Origin of the sequence: Winogradskyella arenosi, assembly GCF_003337305.1 — a bacterium.
In the GTDB taxonomy this organism is placed as follows: Bacteria; Bacteroidota; Bacteroidia; order Flavobacteriales; family Flavobacteriaceae; genus Winogradskyella; species Winogradskyella arenosi.
This window is the reverse complement of record NZ_QPJO01000002.1, coordinates 833,728-853,778: the sequence shown is the minus strand read 5'-3', so window position 1 is coordinate 853,778 and position 20,051 is coordinate 833,728. Positions and strand designations below refer to the sequence as shown.

Sequence of the window (20,051 nt, the reverse complement as noted above, 5' to 3'; positions counted from 1 at the left end):
TAACAACAAGGTGACAACATGACTATAAATAACTTAAAAATAACAGGTTAACAAAACCGCTTTCAGGCTATTTTTAAATTGTGTGCCACCTCTTAGAGTTCGAGAATTTAGAATCCTTTTAAAATTTCATTATGTTTAGGTATAGTTTTTGAACTGTACTTCATATGTTTTTATTATTTTTAATGCAGAAAGGAACACACTATGGATGATAATTTTTCCCCAAGAGTTAAAGATGTTATAGCTTATAGTAAAGAAGAAGCTTTACGATTAGGTCATGACTTTATAGGTACAGAGCACCTTATGCTTGGTCTATTAAGAGATGGCAGCGGTAAAGCTATAGATATTTTAAGCGCTTTAGATATTGATCTAAATCACTTAAGGCGTAAAGTAGAGATATTAAGCCCTGCGAATCCTAATATAGTTACAACAACTTCTAACGAAAAAAAGAACTTACACCTTACAAGGCAAGCTGAACGTGCGTTAAAGACAACGTTTCTAGAAGCGAAGTTATTTCAGAGCACTTCAATAAATACCGCCCACCTGTTATTGTGTATTTTAAGAAATGAAAATGACCCCACGACCAAGCTTTTAAATAAGTTAAAGGTAGATTATGATAACGTAAAAGAAGAATTTAAATCTATGATTACAAGCGAAGATGATTACCTAGACACACCGAAAGCAGAATCGTTTTCTGATGATGATATAAATGAAGAGGAAGAGGATGCAAAACAAAATCCTTTTGGTGGACCGTCTAACAAGAGCAACAAAAAATCTAAGACTCCAGTTTTAGATAATTTTGGAAGAGACTTAACTGTCCTTGCAGAGGAAGGGAAACTAGATCCTGTAGTTGGACGTGAAAAAGAAATACAACGTGTTTCTCAAATTTTAAGCCGAAGAAAGAAAAACAATCCTTTATTAATAGGAGAACCTGGTGTTGGTAAATCGGCTATAGCTGAAGGTTTAGCCTTACGCATCGTAAAACGTAAAGTCTCCCGTACTTTGTTTAACAAACGTGTTGTGACTTTAGACTTGGCCAGCCTTGTTGCCGGCACAAAATATAGAGGACAGTTTGAAGAGCGTATGAAAGCCGTTATGAATGAGCTTGAAAAGAATGACGACATCATCCTTTTTATAGATGAAATTCATACCATCGTTGGTGCTGGTGGCGCTACCGGAAGTTTAGATGCTTCTAATATGTTTAAGCCTGCCCTAGCAAGAGGTGAGATACAATGTATTGGTGCAACAACTCTAGATGAGTATAGACAGTATATTGAAAAAGACGGGGCCTTAGAGCGTCGTTTTCAAAAGGTTATTGTTGAACCTACATCGGTTGAAGAAACGATAGAGATTCTTAACAACATTAAAGCTAAATACGAAGAGCATCACAATGTTAATTATACTCCTGAAGCCATTGAAGCTTGTGTAAAACTTACTAACCGCTATATGACGGAACGTTTTTTACCAGACAAAGCGATTGATGCTTTAGATGAAGCAGGTTCACGTGTTCATATTACTAATATTGATGTGCCTAAGCAAATTCTAGAATTAGAGAAAAAACTTGAAGAAGTTAAAGAAACCAAGAATAGCGTTGTTAAGAAACAGAAATACGAAGAAGCTGCTAAACTTAGAGATGACGAAAAACGCTTAGAAAAAGAATTAGCAACAGCTCAAGAAACTTGGGAAGAAGAAACTAAACTTCATAAAGAGATTGTTACTGAAGACAATGTCGCGGATGTTGTTTCTATGATGACTGGGATTCCTGTCAATAAAATAGCACAGACTGAAATTAACAAATTATCGCAATTGCCAGAGTTAATCAAAGGCAAGGTTATTGGTCAAGATCAAGCGGTTGCAAAGGTGGTTAAAGCCATTCAGCGTAACAGAGCCGGATTAAAAGACCCAAACAAACCTATTGGATCCTTTATCTTTTTAGGTCAGACTGGTGTTGGTAAAACCCAACTAGCTAAAGTATTAGCTCGCGAACTTTTTGAAAGTGAAGACTCACTAGTAAGAATAGACATGAGTGAATACATGGAGAAATTTGCCATTTCACGTTTAATTGGTGCACCTCCAGGATACGTTGGTTATGAAGAAGGTGGTCAGTTAACAGAAAAAATTAGACGTAAGCCTTACGCTGTTGTCCTTTTAGATGAAATTGAAAAGGCACACCCCGATGTTTTCAATATGCTTTTACAAGTATTAGATGACGGTTACTTAACGGATAGTTTAGGTCGAAAAATTGATTTTAGAAACACCATCATTATTATGACCTCTAATATTGGAGCTCGTAAGTTGAAAGACTTTGGTACTGGTGTTGGATTCGGAACTTCGGCTCGTGCTGCCCAAGAGACAGAGTATGCTAAAGGTGTTATTGAAAATGCTTTAAAGAAAGCTTTTGCGCCAGAGTTCTTAAATAGAATTGATGATGTCATTGTGTTTAACGCCTTAGAAAAAGAAGATATCGGTAAGATTATTGATATTGAAATGGCTAAGTTAATTACAAGAATCAAAGATTTAGGCTACGAACTTACCTTAACTGAAAAGGCTAAGGATTATATTGCCGAAAAAGGATTTGACAAACAGTATGGAGCAAGACCTCTAAACAGAGCCATTCAGAAATATGTGGAAGATGCCCTTGCTGAAGAAATTATCAACTCTAAACTTCATGAAGGTGACACCATCTTAATGGACAAAGAAGACGATAATGAGGTTTTAAGTATTAAAATTAAATCTTCTGAAAAGACGACTGAATCCTAAGAAATTTTAAATATTAAAGAAAAAAACTCTTTCCTATGAAAGAGTTTTTTTTTCATCCTTGATACAACACCAATGAATGCATCCCTATCATTCGATTTTTGTAATATCAAAGTTTTTGATTTTTACATCATTGTAACCTTTAACGAAGGGGTTACTGTTACACCCAAAATGAATAATACCCTAATTCATGTTACAGAAACACACTTCGATGATCAACCCTTTGTTTATATCTCAAACAGAATAAACTCTTATGCTGTAAATCCTGAAATCTATTTAGATACGGCTAAGATTAAGAATTTAAAAGGCTTAGCGATAGTCTCTACCAATTATCAAGCAAAAGTAAATGCACGTATAGAGAAGATGTTCTTTTCTAAACCCTTTGAAACTTTTTCTAATATTGATGATGCCATCTGCTGGGGCCAAATGCTTATTTCACGATAAATTATAAGCTTAAGACCGATCTATTACGGCTTATTTTAAATCATAATGATTTAGAAATAATTCTTCGATCTCAATATCCACATCTTTTAAAAATTGGATTGAAGCTTCTATAGAATCATGCAATACCTCATCTGCTTTTATAAACGGAACCACTTTTCTGTATTGTTCTAAAAAAGATTCTAGTAAAGGTGAGGTTTTTAATGGTCTTCTAAATTCTAAAGCTTGCGAAGCATTCATCAACTCAATAGCCACGACACGCTCTACATTTTTAACTAAAGTATACGCTTGGGTTGCTGCATTTGCCCCCATACTTACATGATCTTCTTGGCCATTACTAGACACAATACTATCTATACTCGCTGGAGATGCCATTTGCTTATTAGCACTTACAATACTTGCGGCAGTATACTGCGGAATCATAAATCCTGAATTTAAACCTGGGTTATCCACTAAAAAGGCTGGTAAACCACGTAATCCCGATACCAATTGAAACACACGACGTTCTGAAATATTTCCTATTTCAGCCATAGCGATCTTTAAATAATCTAAAGCTAAGGCTAAAGGTTGTCCATGAAAATTTCCTCCAGAAATAATTAAATCTTCTTCATGAAAAATGTTAGGGTTATCCGTCACCGAATTAATCTCGGTTAAAATTACTTTTTCAACAAAATCTAAGGTATCCTTCGTTGCACCATGCACTTGAGGAATACAACGGAAAGAGTAAGGATCTTGTACGTGTTCTTTCTCACGAGTAATAAGTTCACTTCCTTTTAAAAGTTCATTAAAACGACGCGCCACTTTACGCTGTCCTGGATGAGGCCTTACCGCGTGGACTAAATCGTGAAAAGGATCTAATCTACCATCAAAAGCGTCTAAAGAAATACCAGCAACAATATCCGCCAAGTACGATGTTTTATGAGACATTAAAAGTAAATACACCCCATAGGCACTCATAAACTGTGTTCCGTTTAATAGCGCTAAACCTTCTTTAGCTTCAAGTTGAATTGGCTTCCAATTAAATTCCTCTAAAAGGGCAGCCGCCTCATAGTCCTTATTTTGGTGCACCACTTTACCCTTTCCTAACAAAGGCAATGCTAAATGCGCTAAAGGCGCTAAATCCCCTGAAGCCCCTAAAGATCCCTGAGTAAAGACAAACGGAAATATATCGTTGTTAAAAAAATCAATTAGACGTAAAACTGTATCTAACTGCACACCACTATGCCCGTAACTTAAAGACTGAATTTTTAGGAGTAACATCACTTTTACCACAGATTCCGGAACACGTTCTCCTGTTCCACAGGCATGAGACATTACTAAGTTTTCTTGCAACTGACTTAAATCTGAATCAGATATTTTTACATTATATAAAGATCCAAAACCGGTATTAATCCCATACATCGGCTTCTTTTCCTGAGCTAATTTATTATCTAAATAGGTTTTACATTTTTTAATTTCATTAGCAGAAGCTTCAGAAAGTTTTAGTTTTTTCTTTTGATAAAAAATATTGTAAATCGTTACAATGTCTAGCGCTTCCGAAGAAATAATATGATAGTTGTCCATTTAGTTTAAAATTTATAGAGGCTCAAAATTGAGAAATATTTTGGGTTTTACCATGACAATTTTGAAATCTTTAAACCTTATAAGCAATCCTGTTTTTAGTTCCTTGAAATCAATTCATTATAACCATGCATCTCCCCTATTATCCCTTTACTAGTACCCTAGCCTTGTAAGAAATGTCATCTTGTTAAAAGCCTAAGCTAAGCTAAAACGTTTTGAAACCCAAAACGCAGCTCATATAAAAACGCTTCGCTGCTAAAACGCATTGAATACGCCGCGTCTTAACTTTATAACAATTTTAAATTTAATTTTCTGTTATATTTCTTACTTTTGAATTTAAACAAAATCATATTTATGAAACAATTATTATCACTTTGTATAGCTGTAACTTTAATGGCTTGTAAAGGAGAGCCTAAAGATTATGTAACCCTTTCTGGGAAAATTTCTAACCCTGATGAAAGTAAAACTTTAAAAGTCTTTAAAGGGAGAAGTTATGAAAAAATGATTTCTCTAGATGATGATGGTAGCTTTAAAGATACGTTAAAGGTTATTGCTGGAGATTATAATTTTCAACACGGAAAACAATATGGTCAGATTTATTTAGAAAATGACAATGTGTCTTCGTTTACTACGGATAACAATAACTTCATAGATTCTTTAAAATTTGGAGGTGACGATTCTGACCTTAATAACTTCACCGTACAGTCTTTTTTACTTTCTAAAAAATTCTTTTCACCTAAGTTAGTGGCGTCTAATGATGCAGAAGTATTAAATAAAGCATTAGAAGATTACCAATCTAATTATGACAAACTTAAAGAAAACTACACCGAAGTAGATTCGACACACAAAGCTTTAATGGACAAAAAGGTTGCTGGTACTATTAACCAAATTAGCAATTTTATAAAATCTAAACAAGCCACTAACAGCGCCTTTCCGGCAGGATCTCCTTCTCCTGGTTTTGAAGGCTATGAGAACCATGATGGTGGTACAATGTCCCTTTCAGATTTACAAGGTAAATATGTTTATATTGATTTATGGGCCACTTGGTGTGCACCTTGTTTAAAGGAAATTCCTTCTTTAAAACGTGTAGAAGAACAATATAAAGACAAGAATATTGAATTTGTAAGCATTTCTATTGATGAAGGTAGAGGCTATAAAAACGATAAAGCCGCCGCTTATAAAGCGTGGAAAAAAATGGTGGACGATAAAAATTTAGGTGGTATACAGTTATTAGCCGATAACGGTTTTAGATCTCAATTTGTTCAAGATTATAGAGTAAATGGTATTCCTAGATTTATCTTAATAGATCCTAAAGGTAATATTGTTAGTGCTGATGCGCCAAGACCTTCAAGTCCTGAGTTAATGAAGCTTTTTAACAAGCTTGACCTTTAGTCTTAATAACCTGAATAAAAAAAAGCCAGTTTCTGTTGAAACTGGCTTTTTTTTATTCCTATTAGAATTTACTTGTTAGAGGCCTCCGCTACTTTTGGTTGCTCTGGTTGTTTAAATAAATCGATATAAGCTTCACCCAAAGTCTCTATAATATGACTTGCTATTAAACTTTGATAACCATAATCTTCTAAAGAAATATCGGCCGATTTCCCATGTAGATAAACCCCAAATATTGTCGCTGTCAAAGGGCTGTAACCTTGTGCTATTAAACCAGAAATTATGCCCGTAAGCACATCGCCCACGCCACCTGTGGCCATCCCCGGATTCCCCGTGGTATTGATGTATAATTTATCTTGATCTACCGTAATAGAATTGGCGCCTTTTATAAGGACAATAACCTCATGGGTTTTAGAGAACGCTTTTACTTTTTCAAGCTTTTCAAAATCACCTTTCCATGACCCTATTAATCGCTCTAACTCTTTAGGGTGTGGTGTTAATACGGCGCCTTTTGGTAAATATTGCAATAAATCTTGGTGTTGCGCTAAAATATTAAGGCCATCTGCATCAATTACTAAAGGTACTGAATTCTGTTTTAAAAAGGCTTCAAATGTTTTCACGGTTGCTTCAGAAGTTCCTAAGCCGACTCCTATTCCAATAACGCTAGGCTCTAAATCAAATTCAATATTTGAAATTTCTTTTTCCGAAGCATCTGTAATGACCATAACTTCGGGGATTGCTGTTTGCAAACTGTGGTACCCACACTCAGGAAGATAAGCCGTTACCAATCCTGCCCCAGTGCTTAAAGCCGCTTTACTTGCTAATTGTACAGCTCCAATTTTCCCATAACTTCCACCTAAAATCAAAACATGCCCGTAGTTCCCCTTATGAGAGAATTTTTCACGAGGTTTATATAAAGGTAAAACCTCATGTTTCCCGATTAATTCTACTTCGGTTTTTATCTCCTTTAAATACTGGCGGTCTATCCCCACATCAATCACCTCCCATTGCCCAATAAACTTTGCGGTCTCTGGCAAGAAAAACACGAGCTTTGGTGACTGAAAACTTAAAGTATAATTCGCATAAACCACAGCTTTATCGTCGGTAATAGCTTCATCTGTATAAAGCCCAGAGGGAATATCTATAGCCAAAGTAAATGCTTTTGAAGCTTTAAACTTTTGAAACAATTCTGCTACCCATGATTTTGCCGCTCTGTTAAAACCTATACCAAATACGGCATCTACAATAATATCATCGCTCCCAATTTGAATTTCACTAAAATCATCTTCGCAACTTAACATTACGGGCCATTTTTTAGTCACATTTTTAATCTGATCATAATGCTCTAAAAAATCTTTAGAGCGCTTATCACTGTAATTCACAATATAAGTTATCACGTTATAGCCATGAGTAATTAAATGTCTCGCCATAACTAAACCATTGCCTCCATTATTACCAATACCGCAAAATACATGTATAGGAACTTGCGCACCTTGCATTCGGGTATGAATCCAATTAAACAATTGTGTTCCTGCCTGCTCCATTAATTGCGTCGAACTAATATTTAAGCGTTCTACGGTTAGTTTATCGCCTTCGTAAATTTGTGCTTTAGAAAATAATTTCATGTACTAATACTTGTTTTTTATATCTGTTGTTTCTTTAACGACTTTCTCGATTTTTTTTTAAGAATCCATATGCTCACTGAGAATCTGTCAGCAATACATTTAAAACTCTTTGCAAATATTCAATTTTGTTTCATTTTTCTTAATGAAAAACCTTATTTTTATGAATTCCTTAAAAAGATCTGAATTGTTTTTTTATTGTTATAAAAATAATACATTTGATACGTATAATGAGCACACAAAACCACATAACACAAAATTTATTAACGCCGATGATGCGCGTGTCTATGTCTATGTTCGTTATTTCTAGCATTATTACCCCTTGGGGTAATCTGTAATATGCTCTCCGTCCCTTTGTGTCATCCTTGACATTTTTTTTTATCCTTATTTAAATATAAATTATATGAAAGTTCTCAAATTTGGTGGAACCTCAGTAGGTTCAGCCGAAAACATCAATAAAGTCATAGCCATATTAAACCAGCAATCTCAAGATACTGCCATTGCGGTTGTCGTTTCTGCCGTTGGAGGCATAACCGATAAATTGCTAGAAGCTGGAACTTTAGCTTGCCAGAAAAATCTAGAATACAACCAAAAGTATGATACCATTTGGTCCATACACAACAGTGTTATTGAAGGTTTGTTCCCTACTACTCAAGACAACGAGGCCTTACGTAAGCAACAAGATGAACTTAGAGACCTTGTTTCCGAAAAATTAAACGACTTAAAACAGCTTTTAAATGGAATTTATCTCATCAATGAGCTCTCCCCTAAAACCTTAGACAAACTCCTCAGTTTTGGAGAAACCTTATCGTCTACAATCATTTATCATACTTTAAAATCGCGCGTGGTAGATGTGGTTTTAAAAAATTCGCAAGAGCTTATTCTTACCGATTCTACCTTCAATAATGCTACGGTTAATTTTGAAGTAACAAATAAAAACATCACTGATTTTTTCAGTAAGAATGCCAGTCCCATTGTTTTATTACCAGGTTTTGTCTCTAAGTCTATTCATGGTGAAATAACCACATTAGGCCGTGGCGGATCAGATTATACCGCCGCAATAATTGCTGCTGCTATGGAAGCTGAAGAATTACAAATTTGGACTGACGTGAGTGGAATGTATACCACAAACCCAAAGCTCGTTAAGCAAGCCTCTCCTATAGAGCAACTGTCGTATCAGGAAGCTGTAGAGCTATCACACTTTGGTGCTAAAGTGCTCTACCCGCCTACAGTCATGCCGGTGTTAAAAAAGAAAATTCCAATTATTATAAAAAACACTTTAGATCCGGAAGCCGTTGGAACTACCATTACTAAACAGGTTACTCCGAGCGGAAATTCTCCAATTAAAGGCATCAGTAATATTGAAAATGTTGCATTATTAACCTTACAAGGTAACGGTATGGTTGGTGTACCTGGTTTCAGTAAACGTTTATTTGAAACCTTGGCACAAGAGAAAATAAACATCATTCTTATTACGCAATCGTCATCAGAGCATACCATTTGCTTCGGAATTTCACAAAACGACGCTCAGCGTGCTAAAGAAGCTATAGACGCCATATTTGAATATGAAATTTCATTACAAAAAATAGATCCTATAGTCGTAGAAACCGACTTATCAATCATCGCTGTTATTGGCGATAAAATGAAAAACCACCAAGGTATCAGTGGAAAAATGTTTAGTACGCTAGGAAAAAATAACGTGAATATAAGGGCCATCGCACAAGGCGCTTCAGAACGCAATATCTCTGCAGTAATACATAAAAACGACGTGAAAAAAGCACTCAATAGTTTACACGAACAATTCTTTGAAATAAAAACCAAACAGATCAACTTATTTATCACCGGTGTGGGTAATGTTGGCGAGCGTTTAATTGAACAAATAAAGCAACAAAAGGCTTATGTTAAAGAGCAGTTTAAAATCAATTTAAGAATTACAGGCCTATCAAATTCAAGAACTATGGTGGTTAATGATGATGGCATTAATCTTAAACACTGGAAAACCGAATTAGAAAATGGAGAAAAGGCAAGTCTACAAAACTTCTTTGAGCATGCTAAAGCTTTAAATTTAAGAAACTCTGTTTTTATTGATATTACCGCTAATGAAGCTGTTTCTAACATTTACGGGCAATACCTCAAGGAAAGCATATCGGTGATTGCATGTAATAAAATTGCCTGTTCTGGTAACATTGAATACTATAATGAGCTAAAGGCACTATCAAGACAGTACAATGCTTCTTTTCTATTTGAAACTAATGTTGGTGCAGGCTTACCTGTTATTGATACCTTAAATCATTTAATCACTTCCGGGGATAAGATTAACACAATACAAGCTGTATTATCGGGTAGTCTAAACTTTATTTTCAATAATTTTAATACCGATACCACCTTTTACGATGTGGTAAAACAAGCGCAAGAAGAAGGTTATACTGAACCGGACCCTAGAATAGATCTCAGCGGAATTGATGTGGCAAGAAAAATATTAATCTTAGCTAGAGAGAGTGGTCATCAGATTGAATTATCTGAGCTAGAAAGTGATAGTTTCTTAACTGAAAACGCTAATAATTCTGATAGTGTAGACGACTTTTTTGAAACACTAAAAGCAGATGAAGCCTACTACCAAGACCTTTATAAATCCGCTCAAGAACACAACAGTCAGTTAAAATTTGTTGCTGAATTTAATGACGGTAAAGCCAAAGTCGGTTTACAAGAAATCCCTGAAGGACATCCTTTTTACAACTTAGAAGGAAAAGACAATATCGTTATGTTCTATACGCAGCGTTACCCCGAGCAACCTCTTATTATTAAGGGTGCCGGCGCCGGTGCGGATGTTACAGCCTCAGGATTATTTGCAGACATTATAAGAATCGCTAACAATTAAATGATGCAAAAAGAAATTAGATTATTCTCTCCAGCCACTGTAGCCAACGTTGCTTGTGGGTTTGATGTACTTGGATTTTGTTTAGATACCATAGGCGATGAAATGGTTATTAGAACAACCGAAGCTAAAGGCATTAAAATCACTAAAATTGAAGGTTACGATTTACCCTATGAAGCTGAAAAAAATGTAGCCGGAGTTTCAGCTCTAGCCATGTATAATGCGCTTGATCCCGATTGTGGTTTTGAAATAGAGATTTATAAAAACATTAAACCCGGTAGTGGTATTGGAAGCAGTTCTGCGAGCGCCGCAGGAAGTGTATATGGGATGAACGTTTTATTAGGATCTCCATTAGATTTCACGGCTTTAACAAATTTTGCTATGAAGGGGGAAGCCTTAGCAAGTCAGTGTGAACATGCCGATAACTTAGCTCCTGCTATTTTTGGTGGTTTTACCCTTGTAAAAAGTGCAAAGCCCCTAAAGATTTTAGAATTACCCACACCTGATGATTTGTATGCGACATTAATTCATCCGCAGATTGAAATTAAAACTTCAGAATCTAGAGCGCTTCTCCCAAAAGAAATTCCCTTGGATCATGCCATTACGCAGTGGGCTAATGTAGGAAGTTTGGTACACGCCCTTCACACTTCTGACTACGCTTTAATTAAAGACGCCTTACATGATGTGGTTATAGAACCGCATAGAAAGCAACTCATACCTCATTTTGATGCGGTAAAAACAGCGGTCCTAAAAGCCAGTGCATTGGGTTGTGCCATTTCAGGATCAGGCCCTTCTATTTTTGCGCTAAGTAAAGGTGAAAGCACTGCCAAAGATGTGGAAAACGCCATGCGCAATGTCTATGCCAATACCGCTATAGACTTTGAAACCTATGTGTCTAAAATTAATACCGAAGGCATAAAGAAAATAAACTAATACACCGTTAATCAAAAAGCTTATGAATTATTACTCTCTAAATAAAAAAGCGCCCAACACCACATTTGAAGATGCCGTTGTTAGAGGTCTTGCACCAGACAAAGGCTTGTATTTCCCTGAAATTATAAGACCTTTAGATCCTTCATTTTTTGAAACTATTGAAGACAAATCCAATACAGAAATAGCCTTTGAGGCCATTAAGCAATTTATTGTCCCAGAAATTCCTGAGGACGTTTTAAAGCAGATTATAGAAGACACCTTAAATTTTGACTTTCCTGTTGTTGAAATTAATGAGCATATTTCAACCTTAGAGCTTTTTCACGGTCCTACCATGGCTTTTAAAGATGTTGGGGCACGTTTCATGGCACGATGTTTAGGCTATTTTAATGAAAACAACACCAAAGATGTAACCGTTTTAGTGGCCACTTCAGGGGATACCGGAGGTGCCGTGGCTAATGGATTTTTAGGGGTTAAAGGGGTTAACGTTGTAATTCTGTATCCGAGTGGAAAGGTTAGTGATATTCAAGAAAAACAATTAACCACTTTAGGACAAAATATTACCGCCTTAGAAGTTGATGGTGTTTTTGACGATTGCCAAGACATGGTAAAACAAGCTTTTATGGATTCTGAATTGACTAGCAAAATGCAGTTGACTTCAGCAAATTCCATAAATATTGCGCGATGGCTGCCACAACTTTTCTATTTTATGTTTACCTATAAGCAATTAAAATCGAAGCATAAGGATTTAGTCTTTTCTGTACCAAGCGGAAATTTCGGAAATATCTGTGCAGGCATGGTGGCTCAAAAATTAGGTTTACCTATAAAACATTTTATTGCAGCCAATAATGCTAATGATACCATTGTTAATTATATGCTGACTCAGTCTTACGAGCCTAAACCTTCTGTGCAAACCATTAGTAACGCCATGGATGTAGGGAACCCTAGTAATTTTATTAGAATTCAAGAATTGCATAATAATGATTTTGACGCTTTAAAAGCTAATTTATCATCTTTCAGTTTTAATGATGAAGACACCGAAGCCGCATTATTAGAGTTGTATAATGATTACAATTATATTGCAGACCCTCATGGAGCCGTAGGATATTTGGGCGCTAAGACTTACTTAAAATCTAACGATGCCCACGTAGTTTTCTTAGAAACCGCACACCCTACTAAGTTTTTAGATGTGGTAGAAGAAGTGATTAGAGAGAACGTAGACTTACCGCCTCAGATAGAATCGGTAATGCATAAAGAAAAGACAGCTATAAAAATAGATACTTATCAAGGGCTTAAAGATTATTTGCTCTCTTAATGCAGTCATTAGGATCGTCACACCTTCAAAACTAACATCAAAATAAAATTTATGAACTACTTGCTTTATGCGTTTTTGGGTTTATTGGTCTTTCAGTCCTACGCACAACAAAAAGACCAAGACCTGCGCATAAAGTATGGGGTAATGCAAACTCAAATTAAAGCTTTTCAGTATGATAAAGGCGAGCTTATAAAACAGAAGCATCATGTTCTAACGTATGACCGTTATGGAAATCAGGTAGGCTTTAAAACTTTAAATACTGCTGGCGATTTAATCACTGAAACACGCTCCTATTATTCAGAAGATGGCCAAACAAAATACGATACTATTCGTGATGCCAATGAGGCCTTAAAACACCTCTCTATAATCACAAGACATAGAGCGCAGCGTTACACACAGTTTTTAAAAATATCGCCTAAAGGAGATACTTTGGTGCAGCAATTAAAATACGTCGATCGGAATTTAAACGATAGTATTTTATTCAACATTGAAAACAAAAAACGTCTTACCCTTCAGAAATGGGATTATAACGATGGCGGCATGTTAATTTCTAAATCTTGGTATGATGAAAAAGGACGCCTTAAACGACAAGATGAGTACACCTACCACATCAACGGAAAGTGTAAAAAAATAAGAAACAAAAATCGCTATATCGTTGGTAATCAATGTAAAGACAAACTCACAACTATTGACAAATTTTCTTATCACCAAAAAGCCGAACTCTATGGCATTACCCTCAATTATGAAAAAGGTGGCAAACGTATTATTACCAGAAATGATATGGGTTTAACTGAAAGTTTAGAGGTGGTATCCAAGAAAGGAAAACGGCTTGCCTTTATGAGTTTTAAATATCAGATGCTAAACGATTAATAATGCCAAAAACACTATATACCATATATGTTGTAGAGCTCTCTAAACGCGTTTTTACAGCAAACGCTAAATTTAGAAAAGCGAATCCGCATTATCATGGCGTTTTAGAATGTTTGTATGTCGGTATGACGAGTAAAACCCCTAAAGAACGCTTTATGCAACATAAAACAGGGCATAGATCGAAAAAAGGCTATAAAATAGCTTCGAAGATTGTGGAAACCTACGGCACTTATTTACGCCCAAGTCTTTATAATCATATTGATCCTTTCTTCACTCGTACAGAAGCTTTAAAAGCTGAAGAACAGATTGCCTTAGAACTGCGACGGGAAGGCTATGCCGTGTGGTCTAATTAAAAAATAAAGTTTTAATTAAACCTTTGTATTTTTCTGTAGTCTTAGTACAATAGACAAAATATATTATTTCCATATGCCATTTTCTTTACCGTATAAAACGCAGCTATACGCTCTTGTTTTCCTATTTATTTTCACTACCAATTGCAGCAATTCAAAATCTAACACAACAGCTAATACTGCGACTAGCAAACAAGTCAACACGGCTATTCCAGTATATGATTTTAAAACATTTGAACCCCTACTCTATACCGATACAGATAAAACCTATCTTGTCAATTTCTGGGCCATGTGGTGTGCCCCTTGTGTTAAGGAACTGCCCTATATTGAAGCTTTTGCTGAAAAGCGCCCCGATGTTGAAGTCCTTTTAGTCAGCTTAGATTTCCCAAAAGATATAGACACAAAGTTGAAACCCTTTTTAGAAGACAAAAACATAAACGCTAAAGTGGTTTTGCTTGATGATCCTGATGCCAACTCGTGGATTGATCAGATCAACCCTAATTGGACGGGTGCCATTCCTTATACAATACTATTTAATAAAGATAAACGCTTATACTTTGAAGGTTCTTTTGAAAGTATAAATGACATAGAAACACAAATCCAAAACCTTAATTAAAAACAACTATGAAAAAAATCAGTGTCTTAATGGCCATCATTGGCTTATCTGTAAGTGTACTCGTCTCTTGTAAGAATGAAGAAAACAAACAAGGAGCACCTTCTGCTGAAAATCAACAAAGTGAACCACGAGGAGAACGTCCTCCACGCCCACACGACGGTGACCGTAAAGGCCCACCGCATCACGGCGGCGATAGAAAAGGACCACCAAGAGGTGGTAGCCCAGAACAAACTAAGACCTTAGAAGAAATTGGTGGGTATAAAATTGGTGATGTTGCTACGGATTTCAACCTGAAAAATGTGGATGGTGAAATGGTTTCTTTATCTAGTTTTGAAAATGCAAAAGGCTACATTGTTACTTTTACTTGTAATGAATGTCCATTTTCGAAATTATATGAAGACCGTTTAATTGCGTTAAATAACGAATATGCTCCGAAAGGCTATCCTGTTATTGCTATTAACCCAAATAGTATAGCCAGCGAAAAAGAAGGTTTTGAAGCCATGCAAAAACGATCTGAAGAAAAAGGATTTACATTTCCTTACTTAGTAGACGATAAGCAAAGTATATACCCTCAGTATGGTGCTGTTAGAACTCCACACGTATTTTTACTAGATGCTGAGCGTAAAGTACAGTATATTGGGACTATTGATGACAATGCAAAGTCACCAGAAGATGTAAAAGTCAACTTTGTTAAAGACGCTATTGAAGCTTTGGAAAAAGGAGAAAAACCAAGTCCAAATTTCACAAAAGCTATCGGTTGTCCTGTAAAAGCAAGTAAAGCTTAAGAATATTCTAAAATAATAGTTATAAAGCAGCATCTTCTTGATGCTGCTTTTTTTCTTAATACTATTAACGATTTACTGTTCTGCATAACTCAGCATAAACCATTTTAAGTGTTATTTTTATTCAAAATTTATAAATCAATTCATTTTTGAATCATTTCCCTAATATAGATTTTAAAAGTAGCGAAGGAGCTACAGATATTGAATGTATTTCATTAGATGAATTATTTTCACGAATAAAAAAAGATCCTAATCACAACCCATATCAGCCTCACCGAATTTCCTTTTTCACCTTATTGATTGTCACAAAAGGTAAAGGTGAGCATCAAATTGATTTAAAGACTTACAACATCCAAAAAGGCTCTGTACTTAAAATTGCGAAAGGGCAGGTACATGCTTTTCAAGATCATTTTCAATACGATGGGTATCTCGTCGTATTTACAGAGGATTTTATTTTAAAATATTTCTCAAAATCTTCTATTGAATTTATTTCGCATTTATACAACTATCATATTTCAGATCCATTAGTTGAAAACAGCACTTTAACCGACTTTTTTTTAGAACGGATAACTGAAGAAATTCAAAGCAAATACACTTATGCTCAAAAGGAAATAATTGCTAAAATTTTAGAGCTATTTTTATTAAAATTAGAGCGCGAAGCTCATAAAGTTTCAGATGCCCCATTCAATAAAAAACATCAAAGTCTTTTTATCAATTTCAAAAATTTGGTAGAAGAACATTATATAAATACACGGAACGTCAAAGATTACGCACAACTGCTCAATATATCAACAAAACATCTCAACACCATAGTTAGAGCAAGCACCTTAAATACTGCTAAACATTTTATTGATAACTATGTGATTCTAGAAATTAAGCGCGACATTTTTAGTAACACTATAAGTCTTAAAGAAGTGGCTTACCAAAATGGATTTGATGAAGTCACCAATTTCTCTAAGTTTTTCAAAAAACATACAGGCCTTTCGCCTAAGGAATTCAAATCCTCACTTTAGTCTCTAGGTTTCATATTTACCATTTTTAATAATAGATTTACCTTTTACAATCGTAGTTATATGAAGACCTTTGCTATAAAACATATTATGAGCGAAGTTGCAAAATGCCCTTCTTGTGGGAGCTATTCTAAGATAAAGGTAAAAGAAGGAGAAACTACATATCAAGCGGTTCAGGATGAAGAGGCTTTTAAAAAAATCCAGCAACTAAAAAGGGCTATGGATAAATTTAAAATGAAAGCCGATCAACTTGAAAAAGAGTTAAACGAATTAAAATCTAAACATTCATAAATAAACACCTATTATGAAAATTGCAGTAACATCGGCAAGCGGACATTTAGGGGCAGCTATTGTAAAAGCACTCTTAAAAGCTACTAAAAAAGAAAATGTTATAGCCATAGCACGAACCACAGAAAAAGCAGAACACTTAGGAGTAGAAGTTAGAAAAGGAGATTACAATAGTCCTGAAGATTTCAATGCTGCTTTAAAAGGTATAGACACCGTATTGTTAGTTTCAGGTATGGATGAGCCACAGAAACGAATACAACAACACCGCAATGTTATTAATGCAGCTAAACAAAACGGTGTGCAGAAAATAGTCTATACGAGTATTGTAGGTACTGAAGAAAACAATGCTTTTAGTCCTGTGGTACAAAGTAATCGTCAAACAGAAGAAGACATCCGTAATTCCGGTTTACAATGGGTTATTGGTAGAAACGGCATTTATATTGAACCCGATTTAGAATATATAGATACCTACATAAAAGAAGGTGAGATAAGAAATTCTGCAGACCATGGTAAATGTACGTATACGAGTCGAGAAGAATTAGGATTTGCCTATGCTAAAATGTTATTAGAAGAAAAGCATAATGGTAATACCTATAATTTAGTCGGTGAAGCGATTTCCCAAAAGCAACTAGCCGATTTTATTAATCAGGTTTACGGTACAAAACTAGTTTATAATGCTCTTTCTGTAGCAGCTTATAAAGCAGATAGAATAGCTGAGCTTGGTGAGTTTCTAGGTACTATCATCGCCGGAATTTACGAAGGCATTAAGAATGGTGCTAATGATGTGCCTTCTGATTACGAAAGAGCTACTGGTAGAGCACATAAACCGGCTTTAGAATTAATAGAACATTACTATCAAAGTCACGTTCAAAACTAAATTTAAGACTATTGCGTATTTTAGAAAACATATTAAAAAATATAATCTTAGAAGAAGCTACTATTATAGAAAAGGTTACACTTTCTAAGAGTGCTTTTAGAATTCGTCTGCAAGGAGACAGCATTCGTAATGTATCGTTTACACCTGGTGCTTTTTTAAGAATGGCTGTAGGTATTGGCAAAGAAGAACTGTCAATGAAAGACAAAATAAGAAGTTACAGCGTTTGGGATATTGATAAAGAAAAAGGCACATTAGATTTAGCAATTGCTACACATAGCAATGGTGTAGGCTCGCAATGGGCAAAACATTGTAAAGAAGGCGATACCGTTTATTACAAATGGAAGAAAGGTAATTTCATAGCAGATGATTCAGCGGATAGCTATATCATGATAGGAGATCTTTCTGCTTTGTCTCATTTATACATGTTTAACCGAAATATTGGCAAGGATAAACAAATCGTTAGTGTCATCTACAATTCTAATAAAAGTGAATTATTTCCGGATATAGATGGGCATTTTCCTTTTAATTTTTATGAATTACCTGAAAATCCATACCGTGAAATCATCACTAAAATAAAAGACATCATCCCTACTCTTAAAGATAAAACGCTAGTTTATATTGCTGGTGATAGCAGAACCTGTATTGCTTTAAATCATTTTTTTAGAAAAGAATTACATTGGGACACCAAACGAATAAAAACAAAACCTTTTTGGAACCCTGAAAAAAAGGGTCTAGAATAATTCCAAATAAAAGAAGTTAAAACAACCCTTAGAATAATGTAGCAAAACAAAAACAGCATCCTAAAAAGATGCTGTTTTTGTTTTTATATAGATTTCTGCTTTCACAGGAATTTAGTTATCTTGAATAGTTTGGCGCTTCCTTGGTAATAGTTACATCATGCGGATGACTTTCATTAATACCAGAACTTGTAATTTTTACAAATTGTCCGTTTTCTTTCAACGTCTCAATATCTTTGGCACCGCAATATCCCATACCTGCTCTAAGTCCACCGATAAATTGGTGAATACTTTCTACCAATTCACCTTTATAAGGTACACGACCAACAATTCCTTCAGGAACTAATTTTTTAATATCATCTTCTACATCTTGGAAGTAACGGTCTTTACTTCCTTGTTTCATAGCCTCTACAGAGCCCATTCCACGGTAAGATTTAAACTTACGTCCTTCATAGATAATGGTTTCACCAGGACTCTCTTTGGTACCTGCTAAAAGCGATCCTAACATTACGGTATCAGCACCCGCAGCAATCGCTTTAGGAATATCACCTGTATAACGAATACCACCATCAGCAATCACCGGAACTCCGGTTCCTTTTATCGCTGCAGCAACTTCTAATACGGCAGAAAACTGAGGAAAACCTACACCAGCCACGACACGTGTTGTACAGATAGAACCTGGACCAATTCCTACTTTTACCGCATCTGCGCCAGCTTCTACTAAATATTTAGCCGCAGCACCTGTTGCAATGTTACCTACAATGACTTCAAGTTTAGGGAATTTCTTTTTAATTTCTTTTAGAACCATAACCACACCTTTGGTATGCCCATGAGCAGTATCAATAATAACCGCATCTACACCAGCTTTTACCAAAGCCGAAGCTCTATCTACAGCATCACCCGTAACACCGATAGCCGCAGCTACACGTAAGCGACCAAAAGAATCTTTATTAGCATTTGGTTTTTGCGTTACTTTAGTAATATCTCTAAAGGTAATGAGGCCTTTAAGTTTAAAGTTATCGTCTACAATTAGAAGTTTTTCAATTTTATTCTGTTGAAGAATGTGTTCTGCATCTTTTAGTGACGTTCCAACGGCAGCGGTAACCAAATTTTCTTTGGTCATAACCTCTACAATGGCCTTGCTCCCTTCATGTTCAAAACGTAAATCTCTATTGGTTACAATCCCTTTTAATTTCCCTTCTTCATCTACAATAGGAATACCTCCAATACCGTGCTCTGCCATATTTGCCTTAGCATCTAAAACCGTAGCCGTCATTGGTAAAGTAACAGGATCTATAATCATTCCGCTTTCGGCGCGTTTTACACGACGCACCTTATCGGCTTGCTGAGCAATGGTCATATTTTTATGTAACACACCAATTCCACCCTCCTGTGCCATGGCAATAGCCATTTTACTTTCGGTAACCGTATCCATAGCTGCAGAAATCACAGGAATGTTAATGGTTATATTTCTAGTAAATTTAGTTGTAATACTAACTTCGCGAGGAAGAATTTCAGAAAATGCTGGAACTAAGAGTACGTCATCATAAGTAAGACCTTCTCCAACAATTTTATTTTCGTGTGCTGTCATTGCAATTAAGATTTAATTGCGTGCAAAGATAAGCTAATATTTCC

17 protein-coding genes are annotated in these 20,051 nt (G+C 35.5%); 14 read left to right on the top strand and 3 right to left on the bottom strand.

The window, feature by feature from the left end:
* The first annotated feature begins 201 nt into the window (after nt 1-201).
* Both DFQ08_RS08415 and DFQ08_RS08410 read left to right on the top strand, forming a co-directional pair.
* The gene (locus tag DFQ08_RS08415) at nt 202-2,757 is read left to right on the top strand and encodes an ATP-dependent Clp protease ATP-binding subunit (RefSeq protein WP_114309552.1); all 2,556 of its coding nucleotides are present in this window, start codon (nt 202-204) and stop codon (nt 2,755-2,757) included.
* A 72-nt stretch (nt 2,758-2,829) separates the two neighbouring features.
* Nucleotides 2,830-3,198: a hypothetical protein gene (locus DFQ08_RS08410; RefSeq protein WP_114309551.1), complete on the top strand. Its 369-nt coding sequence runs from the start codon at nt 2,830-2,832 to the stop codon at nt 3,196-3,198.
* 30 nt (nt 3,199-3,228) lie between these two features.
* Here the strand turns inward: DFQ08_RS08410 and hutH are convergent, their stop codons facing one another.
* A complete protein-coding gene (gene hutH / locus DFQ08_RS08405) occupies nt 3,229-4,758 on the bottom strand; it encodes a histidine ammonia-lyase (RefSeq protein WP_114309550.1) in 1,530 nt (509 codons plus the stop codon).
* Between the two features lie 351 nt (nt 4,759-5,109).
* Between hutH and DFQ08_RS08400 the strand changes: the two genes are divergently transcribed.
* Nucleotides 5,110-6,147 carry a TlpA family protein disulfide reductase gene (locus DFQ08_RS08400; protein WP_114309549.1) on the top strand — a complete coding sequence of 346 codons (1,038 nt, stop codon included), beginning with the start codon at nt 5,110-5,112 and terminating at the stop codon, nt 6,145-6,147.
* Nucleotides 6,148-6,215: 68 nt separating this feature from the next.
* Here DFQ08_RS08400 and DFQ08_RS08395 read toward each other — a convergent pair whose 3' ends face one another.
* Nucleotides 6,216-7,769 carry an NAD(P)H-hydrate dehydratase gene (locus DFQ08_RS08395; RefSeq protein ID WP_114309548.1) on the bottom strand — a complete coding sequence of 518 codons (1,554 nt, stop codon included), beginning with the start codon at nt 7,767-7,769 and terminating at the stop codon, nt 6,216-6,218.
* 400 nt (nt 7,770-8,169) lie between these two features.
* Between DFQ08_RS08395 and thrA the strand changes: the two genes are divergently transcribed.
* From thrA to DFQ08_RS08340, 11 genes are all read left to right on the top strand, one after another.
* A complete protein-coding gene (gene thrA / locus DFQ08_RS08390; RefSeq protein WP_114309547.1) occupies nt 8,170-10,644 on the top strand; it encodes a bifunctional aspartate kinase/homoserine dehydrogenase I in 2,475 nt (824 codons plus the stop codon).
* Nucleotides 10,645-10,647: 3 nt separating this feature from the next.
* Nucleotides 10,648-11,574 carry a homoserine kinase gene (locus tag DFQ08_RS08385; RefSeq protein WP_114309705.1) on the top strand — a complete coding sequence of 309 codons (927 nt, stop codon included), beginning with the start codon at nt 10,648-10,650 and terminating at the stop codon, nt 11,572-11,574.
* A 22-nt stretch (nt 11,575-11,596) separates the two neighbouring features.
* On the top strand, nt 11,597-12,886 hold the full coding sequence (gene thrC / locus DFQ08_RS08380; protein WP_114309546.1) for a threonine synthase: 1,290 nt from the start codon (nt 11,597-11,599) through the stop codon (nt 12,884-12,886).
* Nucleotides 12,887-12,937: 51 nt separating this feature from the next.
* On the top strand, nt 12,938-13,756 hold the full coding sequence (locus tag DFQ08_RS08375; RefSeq protein ID WP_114309545.1) for a hypothetical protein: 819 nt from the start codon (nt 12,938-12,940) through the stop codon (nt 13,754-13,756).
* A gap of 2 nt (nt 13,757-13,758) precedes the next feature.
* Nucleotides 13,759-14,109 carry a ribose-5-phosphate isomerase gene (locus DFQ08_RS08370; protein WP_114309544.1) on the top strand — a complete coding sequence of 117 codons (351 nt, stop codon included), beginning with the start codon at nt 13,759-13,761 and terminating at the stop codon, nt 14,107-14,109.
* Between the two features lie 73 nt (nt 14,110-14,182).
* Nucleotides 14,183-14,722 carry a TlpA family protein disulfide reductase gene (locus DFQ08_RS08365; RefSeq protein ID WP_114309543.1) on the top strand — a complete coding sequence of 180 codons (540 nt, stop codon included), beginning with the start codon at nt 14,183-14,185 and terminating at the stop codon, nt 14,720-14,722.
* An 8-nt stretch (nt 14,723-14,730) separates the two neighbouring features.
* Entirely contained in the window at nt 14,731-15,507 is a 777-nt protein-coding gene (locus DFQ08_RS08360) for a thioredoxin family protein (protein ID WP_245935396.1), read from the top strand.
* A 146-nt stretch (nt 15,508-15,653) separates the two neighbouring features.
* Nucleotides 15,654-16,517, top strand: a complete 864-nt coding sequence (locus DFQ08_RS08355; RefSeq protein ID WP_114309542.1) for a helix-turn-helix domain-containing protein — start codon at nt 15,654-15,656, stop codon at nt 16,515-16,517.
* A gap of 60 nt (nt 16,518-16,577) precedes the next feature.
* A complete protein-coding gene (locus DFQ08_RS08350; protein WP_114309541.1) occupies nt 16,578-16,805 on the top strand; it encodes a hypothetical protein in 228 nt (75 codons plus the stop codon).
* A 13-nt stretch (nt 16,806-16,818) separates the two neighbouring features.
* Nucleotides 16,819-17,679 carry an SDR family oxidoreductase gene (locus tag DFQ08_RS08345; protein ID WP_114309540.1) on the top strand — a complete coding sequence of 287 codons (861 nt, stop codon included), beginning with the start codon at nt 16,819-16,821 and terminating at the stop codon, nt 17,677-17,679.
* Between the two features lie 11 nt (nt 17,680-17,690).
* Nucleotides 17,691-18,419, top strand: a complete 729-nt coding sequence (locus tag DFQ08_RS08340; protein ID WP_114309539.1) for a siderophore-interacting protein — start codon at nt 17,691-17,693, stop codon at nt 18,417-18,419.
* A gap of 115 nt (nt 18,420-18,534) precedes the next feature.
* Here the strand turns inward: DFQ08_RS08340 and guaB are convergent, their stop codons facing one another.
* Nucleotides 18,535-20,007 (bottom strand): IMP dehydrogenase, encoded by a 1,473-nt coding sequence (guaB, locus tag DFQ08_RS08335; protein WP_114309538.1) that lies wholly within the window; start codon nt 20,005-20,007, stop codon nt 18,535-18,537.
* Nucleotides 20,008-20,051 lie beyond the last annotated feature (44 nt).

Coding starts and splice junctions, on each gene's coding strand:
- DFQ08_RS08365 (WP_114309543.1), top strand. CDS start 14,183: ATGCCATTTTCTTTACCGTATAAAACGCAGCTATACGCTCTTGTTTTC.
- DFQ08_RS08370 (WP_114309544.1), top strand. CDS start 13,759: ATGCCAAAAACACTATATACCATATATGTTGTAGAGCTCTCTAAACGC.
- DFQ08_RS08395 (WP_114309548.1), bottom strand. CDS start 7,769: ATGAAATTATTTTCTAAAGCACAAATTTACGAAGGCGATAAACTAACC.
- DFQ08_RS08385 (WP_114309705.1), top strand. CDS start 10,648: ATGCAAAAAGAAATTAGATTATTCTCTCCAGCCACTGTAGCCAACGTT.
- DFQ08_RS08375 (WP_114309545.1), top strand. CDS start 12,938: ATGAACTACTTGCTTTATGCGTTTTTGGGTTTATTGGTCTTTCAGTCC.
- thrC (WP_114309546.1), top strand. CDS start 11,597: ATGAATTATTACTCTCTAAATAAAAAAGCGCCCAACACCACATTTGAA.
- guaB (WP_114309538.1), bottom strand. CDS start 20,007: ATGACAGCACACGAAAATAAAATTGTTGGAGAAGGTCTTACTTATGAT.
- DFQ08_RS08400 (WP_114309549.1), top strand. CDS start 5,110: ATGAAACAATTATTATCACTTTGTATAGCTGTAACTTTAATGGCTTGT.
- DFQ08_RS08410 (WP_114309551.1), top strand. CDS start 2,830: ATGAATGCATCCCTATCATTCGATTTTTGTAATATCAAAGTTTTTGAT.
- DFQ08_RS08345 (WP_114309540.1), top strand. CDS start 16,819: ATGAAAATTGCAGTAACATCGGCAAGCGGACATTTAGGGGCAGCTATT.
- DFQ08_RS08415 (WP_114309552.1), top strand. CDS start 202: ATGGATGATAATTTTTCCCCAAGAGTTAAAGATGTTATAGCTTATAGT.
- hutH (WP_114309550.1), bottom strand. CDS start 4,758: ATGGACAACTATCATATTATTTCTTCGGAAGCGCTAGACATTGTAACG.
- thrA (WP_114309547.1), top strand. CDS start 8,170: ATGAAAGTTCTCAAATTTGGTGGAACCTCAGTAGGTTCAGCCGAAAAC.
- DFQ08_RS08360 (WP_245935396.1), top strand. CDS start 14,731: ATGAAAAAAATCAGTGTCTTAATGGCCATCATTGGCTTATCTGTAAGT.
- DFQ08_RS08350 (WP_114309541.1), top strand. CDS start 16,578: ATGAAGACCTTTGCTATAAAACATATTATGAGCGAAGTTGCAAAATGC.